The organism is Amycolatopsis sp. NPDC031561, from assembly GCF_055580625.1.
Genome location: NZ_JBVILA010000019.1, coordinates 198,282 through 205,014, shown reverse-complemented (window position 1 = coordinate 205,014; position 6,733 = coordinate 198,282). Strand labels below are relative to the sequence as shown.

The window sequence follows — 6,733 nt, the reverse complement described above, 5'->3', positions numbered from 1 at the left end:
TCGTACCGGGTCGTACTCGGCCGCATCCGCCCGTGCCGTCAGGGGCCGCCTGGGCGCGGAGACCGCGAACAAGACTTGCAGGACACGGCCTAGGCCCCGTCCGGCCGGACGGGGCCCTTCTCTTTAGCGTTTTGTGCGCATTTTTCGTAGAGCCGTAACAACTTTCGGGCTTCTCACGCCATACGGGACAGCTACCGCGTTCTTTCCGGTCCCTGCGCAGGAGGAGTCGTGTGATGGGTTCTCGTCGTCCGCTGTTCTCAACAAGAGCACTGTTCCCGCGAAGATCACGACGCGCGTTGGCGGTGGGCGTGGTCGGCCCGCTCGTCGGCGCCCTCGCGGTCGCGGCCGTCGCCGTGGCGCCCGCCGAAGCCGCGGTGCCCGCCGGTTTCACCGACACGGTGGCGATCGGCGGGCTCAGCTCGCCGACGGCCACCGCGTTCGCGCCGGACGGCCGGGTGTTCATCGCCGAGAAATCCGGTTTGGTCAAGGTCTTCGACTCGCTCACCGACACGACGCCGACGGTCTTCGCCGATCTCCGTCCGCAGACGCAGGACTTCTGGGACCGCGGCCTGCTCGGACTGGCCGTCGACCCTGCTTTCCCCGCCAGGCCGTACGTCTACGTGTCCTACACCCTCGACGCGGTGCCCGGCGGCACCTCGCCGCGCTGGGGTGACGCCTGCCCGACCCCGCCGGGCGCCACCAACAAGGGCTGCGTCGTCACCGGTCGCGTGTCCCAGCTGACCATGGGCCCGGCCGGGACGGCCGTCAGCGAAAAGCCGCTGGTCACGGGCTGGTGCCAGCAGTTCCCCAGCCACTCGGTCGGCGCTCTCGCCTTCGGGCCGGACGGTGCCCTGTACGCGGGCGGCGGCGACGGCGCCAGCTTCAACTTCGCCGACTACGGCCAGGTCGAGAACCCTTGTGCCGACCCGCCCTCGCCCGCCGGGACGAACCTCACGCCTCCGACGGCGGAAGGCGGCGCGCTGCGTTCGCAGTCGCCTCGACGCCCCGCCGGACAGCCGGTGCTGCTCAACGGCGCGTTGCTGCGCCTCGACCCCGACACCGGCGAAGGCGCGCCCGGCAACCCGTTCGCGAGCAGCGCCGACGCCAACGCCCGGCGCGTGATCGCCTACGGCGCGCGGAACCAGTTCCGGTTCGGCTTCCGGCCGGGAACCAGTGAGCTGTGGGCGGGCGACGTCGGCTGGGACACCTGGGAGGAGATCAACCGCGTCGTCAACGTCGGCGACAGCGTGGCGGAGAACTTCGGCTGGCCCTGCTTCGAGGGCACCACGCGGCAAGCGGGTTACGACGGCGCGAACCTCGACCGGTGCGAGTCCCTGTACAGCTCCGGCGGGCAGGCCGAGCCGTACTACGCCTACAACCACAACGCCAAGGTGGTGGCGGGCGACCCTTGTCCCACCGGGGGTTCGTCGATCAGCGGTATCGCCTTCGAATCCGGGAGCAACTACCCCGCCGACTACTCCGGCGCGCTGTTCTTCTCCGACTCCTCCCGCGGGTGCATCTGGGCCATGCAGACCGTCGGCGGCCAGCCGAACGCGAGCCGTCTGGTGCCCTTCGTGACCGGCGTCAACACACCGGTGCAGGTGCTCACCGGTCCGGGCGGCGACCTGTTCTACGTCGCGCTGGGCAGCGGTGAACTCCACCGGGTGAGCCATCCCGGCGGCACCAACCGGCCGCCGGTCGCGGTGGCCACCGCGACCCCGTCGAGCGGCCCGGCACCGCTGCCGGTCCAGTTCGACGGCACCGGTTCCACCGACCCGGACGCCGGGGACACCCTGTCCTACTCCTGGGACCTCGACGCCGACGGCGCGTACGACGACTCGACGGTCGCAAATCCGACGTGGACCTACACGACAGCCGCCGCCGTCGACGCCGGTCTTCGGGTCACGGACTCCCATGGCGCCGCCGCGACGACGACCGTGCGTGTGACCGTCGGGAACCCGGTCGGCCTCGACCCGGTGCCGGTCATCGACAGCCCGACCGGCGCGCTGACCTGGTCGGTCGGCCAGACCGTGCCGTTCTCCGGCCGCGCCGTCGACGCACAGGACGGGCAGCTCCCGCCGTCGGCGCTGTCCTGGCGGCTCGCGATCCGGCACTGCGCGGCCAACGGCACCTGCCACACGCACAACGTCCAGGACTTCCCGGGCGTCGCGTCCGGCTCGTTCGTCGCGCCGGACCACGAGTACCCGTCGTATCTGCAGCTGACCCTCACCGCGACCGACTCGAGCGGCCGCACCGGGAGCAAGACCGTCGACCTCCAGCCGAAGACGGTGTCCCTGAACTTCACCTCCAGCCCGAATCAGGCGATGCTCACCGTCGGCGGGACCCAGCAGCGCACGCCGTTCTCGCGGACGGTGATCGCCGGATCCACCAACTCGATCAGCGCGGACAGCCCGCAGAACGTGCCACCGCTCAACCTGAAGTACGCCTACACCGGTTGGGCGCACGGTGGCGCGCGGACACAGAACATCGTCGCGCCAGGGACGTCGACGACCTACCAGGCGAAGTACCGGCTCTGCTGGCTGTTGCAGCCCTGCTGAACCGTCGCCTTCCGTGCCAGGATGGCGGGACCGACCAGTGTCCCGGCGTCCCTCGGAGTCACCATGCCTGTCGTCTTCGTCCACGGAGTTCCCGAAACGGCCGCGATCTGGGAACCGCTGCGCCACGAACTCGCGAGGACGGACGTCGTCACGCTCTCTCCACCCGGGTTCGGCGCGGCGGTTCCCGACGGGTTCGGCGCGACCGCGGACGACTATCTCCGCTGGCTCGTCGCCGAACTCGAAGCGATCGAAGGACCGATCGATCTGGTCGGGCACGACTGGGGCGGCTGCCACGTGCAGCGGGTGGCCGCCACCAGGCCCGACCTCATCCGGTCCTGGTGCAACGACGTGGCGGGCTGCACCGACCCGGTCTACGTCTGGCACGACCTCGCGCAGATCTGGCAGACACCCGGTGCCGGCGAAGCCGCGATCGAGCAGATGTTCGGCGCTCCGGCCGAAGACCTGGTCGCGGGGCTGGTCGCGTCCGGGATGACGACCGCGGCCGCGGAGGCGACGGCGAACGTGGACGGTGCGGTGATGGGACGGTGCATCCTGGCTCTGTACCGTTCGGCGACGGATCTCCCGGCGTTCGATTGGGGCACCGGGCTCCCCCTGGAGCAACGCCGTCCGGGGCTCGTCATCAACGCGACGGAGGATCAGTACGTCGGCGGGCCGGAATTCGCCCACCGCGCGGCTGAACGGTTCGACGCCGAGGAAGCCGTCCTGGACGGCCTCGGGCACTGGTGGATGATGCAGGACCCGAAACGGGGCGCGGCCGCGCTGAACGACTTCTACACCGATCTGGACGACCGGTAGGACGATCGGATCACGCCCGGAACCGGCGGAGTTCGCTCCGGGCGTGATCCACTCGCTCGGTCTCCTGTCCGCCCGCGCGGGCGATCTCACGGGCGAGATCTCCCGCGCCTTCGATCAAGTGGCGGGCCTTCCGCCGCGAGCGCAAGCGCTTGCGATAAGCCTTGCGCTCTTTTCGCAGGCCGCTGACCGCGTCCAGCAAGGCAGGATCCAGCACGTTCGTTTCCACCTCCGGGCCGAGCAGTTCGCGGATCCAGGCTCGTTCCTGCCGTGCGGCACGCCGCAGCACGGCGAACAACGCGGTGAGCTCGAGGACGGCGATCAAGAAAGGCAGGACGGCGGACAGGGCACCACCGCCGCTGAGGCCGTTCATGTCGTCCCAGGCGAAGTGGAACACCATCGCCGTCAGCATGGTCAGCACCCCGAGGACCACGTTGCGCTCGCTCCGGGTTCGCCCGAGGACCCACATCAGGCCGGTGCAGAAGACGGCGCTGAAGAGGGCGTGCGACACGATTCCGGCCGCGCCCCGGATCAGGAACATCTGCAGCGAGGTGCCGACCTGATCGACACCGAAGCTTTGGGCTGCACCGTTGTACACGTAGAGCACGTCCTCGAAGACCTGGAAGCCCAGACCGATGAACGCACCGATGAGGAAACCGTCGTAGGCGCTGCGGACCAGCCTCGGCGCGAGCCCGATCAGCAGCACGAGGCCGAGTGCCTTGCCCCATTCCTCGTTGACCGGCGCGGTGAGACCGGCGGCCCAGTCGGCCGCGAAAGCCGTGCCGCCGAGCTTCGTCCAGATCTCCAGCAGCGCGGTGTTCGCCGGGAGCGCGATCCAGAACGCCGCGGCGATGCCACCCCACGCGAACCCCGCCGCCAGCAGTCCGGCCGGTTGGGCGGTGTAGCGATTGTGGTGGCGCAGCAACAGCAACCACGGCACCAGGTAGAGCCCGAACAACAGCACGCCACCGGCCAGCGCCGGGGTGTAGAAACCACCGCCGGCGCCGAAGTACCGCACCATCGAGAGCGTGCCGCCGCCGATCCCGAGGAGATACACCCAGAACGCCAGGTTGTGCGGCTGGACGAACCGGAACGGCTGTCCCCAGCCCGACTGCTCGATCGCGGCCAGTTGCGCCGCCTTGCCCTCCGGCGGCGCGGTCATCGGCTCGCTCCGGGAGAGACGCTGCGCAGGAATCCCGCCACCACGTCCCGGTAGCGCTCGAACTGGCCCGGCGCGGTGCGGACCATGATCAGCAGGGCGGGCGCCGCCTCGGCCTGCTGACCGGAGCCTGCCATCTTGAACGCCACATCGAGCCCGTCACCCGCCGGGCCGGTGGTGGTCCGCACGATCCCGACCAGCCCGGCGGTGGTCGTCACCGTGCCCTGTGTCCCGTCGACTCCGGCCGGGTCCGCTCCCCTCGACCGGTCGACCTGGTCGAGGAACGCCTCGGCGGATCCGGTGTACGACGCGCCGCGCAGGTCGATGGTCGCGCCGCCCGTGGCGAGCAGGACCTGCACCGACGCCGGGCTCGCCGCGCCTGCACCGACGAGCGTGCCGTTCTCGAGCTGCCAACCCACCGGCGGGACCGCCGTCGCGCCATCGCCGAGATCCAGTACCTCACCGGCCTGGATCTCGTTGCGCCACGGGATGACCGCGTTGACCGCCGGTAATCCGTAGATGAGCACCAAGGCCACCACAAGGGTGATCAGAGCCGGTCCGAACGTCCGTTTGTCGAGACCGAGGAACCGGTGCTCGACCGGTACCCACCCTGGAGGTGCTGCCTTCACGCTCGAATTCGAGGTCACCGCGAAAACTTTAAACATCGTCACGGCGAATCCGCATCTTTTCGGCGGAGGCGGGTGGTGGAGCCCCGGCGTCGACGCCTGTCACCCGCTTGACAGAAACCGGCGTGGCCGGTCACCACCCGTTGATAGCCCGGCGACTGTTCGGTCGTCGTCCGTTGACAGTGTGCGACCGAGCCGTTTCCATTCTTCTCAAGGCGCAGGACACGATCTCCGCGCTTTCTGCGACAGGCCATCGCAGTCAGGCACTTGGTCAGCCGACCTCACGTTCCGACTCGATGTGGAGTTCCCGTATGCCCATTTCCCTTCGCCGTGGCATGACCGCGACACTGATCGCGACCGCGCTCCTGACGGGGAGCGCCTCGACGGCCGCCGCGGACACGACCTCGGTCTACACCGTTTCGTCACCGCTGCCCGCGGGGCAGAACGGCGACGTGGTCAAGTCGCAGCCCTCGACCTACAACGGCGCCAAAGCCACCCGGATCCAATACCTTTCCCGGGACAACAAGGACAAGCAGGTCGCCGTCAGCGGAACGGTCCTGGTGCCGTCGACCGCGTGGAGCGGCCCTGGCGAGCGGCCGATCGTGGCCTACGCACCGTTCACCTTCGGCATGGGCGCGCAGTGTGCTCCCTCGAAAACCCTGGCGGGCGAGGGCTCACGAGACCTGGTTTCCGGATTCCAGAACGGTTTCGTCGACGCGCTGCTGGGCGCCGGGTTCGCCGTCGCGCAGACCGACTACCTCGGACCGTGGGTCGAAGGCAGCGGAGACCACCCCTACGTGAACCGGCTTTCCGAGGCGCACACCGTGCTCGACGTGGTCCGCGCGGCTCAGCGGTTGCCCGGGACCGGACTTCCCGGGAACGGCCCGGTGGGCATCGCCGGCTACTCCGAGGGCGGCAGTGCCGCCGCGGCGGCCGCGGAACTGGCTTCCTCCTACGCGCCCGAACTGAACGTCAAAGGCGTCTATTCCGGCGCACCGCCCGCCGACAAGGCGGCACTGGCCAAATCGCTGGACGGCGGAATATACCTGGGATTCCTGGGTTACGCGCTGATCGGAATCAACCAGGCCTACCCCGAGGCCAACTTGGTCGGCCTGGCCAACCCGGCCGGTGCCGAACTGTTCCTGCAAGCCCGGCAGACCTGCACGCTCGACGCCGTTTTCAAGTTCATGTTCAAGCAGACGAGCTCGCTGACCAAGAATGGTCAGCCGGTTTCGTCGTACCTGACACAGCCGCCGTTCGACGCGATCATCGCCGAGAACCGGATCGGGAACCTCAAACCCGCCATGCCGACCATGGTCCAGCACAGCCCGACGGACGACGTGATCCCCGCGGCGGTGGGCAAGCAGATGGCCAAGGACTGGTGCGGCAAGGGCGCCAACGTCCAGTGGAAGGAACTGGTCTCCCTCGTACCTTTCTTCTCCCACGCACTGGGCATGCCCACGGCGGCCACTGACGCCACAGCCTGGCTGCGGGCCGTGTTCAGCGGTCAGGCGGGCACCGGCAACTGCGGCCGGTTCTGATCACCCAAGCACGCGGAGGGCTTTCCCGGACGGTAC

General features: G+C 69.2%; 5 protein-coding genes. 3 read left to right on the top strand and 2 right to left on the bottom strand.

Annotation, left to right across the window (positions count from 1 at the left end; all coding sequences use genetic code 11):
• Window positions 1-308 precede the first annotated feature (308 nt).
• Together ACZ5IK_RS31340 and ACZ5IK_RS31335 are read left to right on the top strand one after the other, a co-directional pair.
• Window positions 309-2,558: a PQQ-dependent sugar dehydrogenase gene (locus tag ACZ5IK_RS31340; RefSeq protein ID WP_465491014.1), complete on the top strand. Its 2,250-nt coding sequence runs from the start codon at window positions 309-311 to the stop codon at window positions 2,556-2,558.
• Window positions 2,559-2,621: 63 nt separating this feature from the next.
• Entirely contained in the window at window positions 2,622-3,374 is a 753-nt protein-coding gene (locus ACZ5IK_RS31335) for an alpha/beta fold hydrolase (protein WP_465491010.1), read from the top strand.
• Window positions 3,375-3,384: 10 nt separating this feature from the next.
• Here ACZ5IK_RS31335 and ACZ5IK_RS31330 read toward each other — a convergent pair whose 3' ends face one another.
• Entirely contained in the window at window positions 3,385-4,533 is a 1,149-nt protein-coding gene (locus ACZ5IK_RS31330; RefSeq protein ID WP_465491009.1) for a PrsW family intramembrane metalloprotease, read from the bottom strand.
• Window positions 4,530-5,177: a hypothetical protein gene (locus ACZ5IK_RS31325; RefSeq protein ID WP_465491008.1), complete on the bottom strand. Its 648-nt coding sequence runs from the start codon at window positions 5,175-5,177 to the stop codon at window positions 4,530-4,532. Before ACZ5IK_RS31325 ends, ACZ5IK_RS31330 begins: the two co-directional genes overlap by 4 nt.
• Window positions 5,178-5,467: 290 nt before the next feature.
• On the opposite strand from ACZ5IK_RS31325, the gene ACZ5IK_RS31320 reads away from it, so the two are divergent.
• Complete coding sequence (locus ACZ5IK_RS31320; RefSeq protein WP_465491007.1) at window positions 5,468-6,697, top strand: lipase family protein; 1,230 nt, start codon at window positions 5,468-5,470, stop codon at window positions 6,695-6,697.
• Window positions 6,698-6,733: the final 36 nt, after the last annotated feature.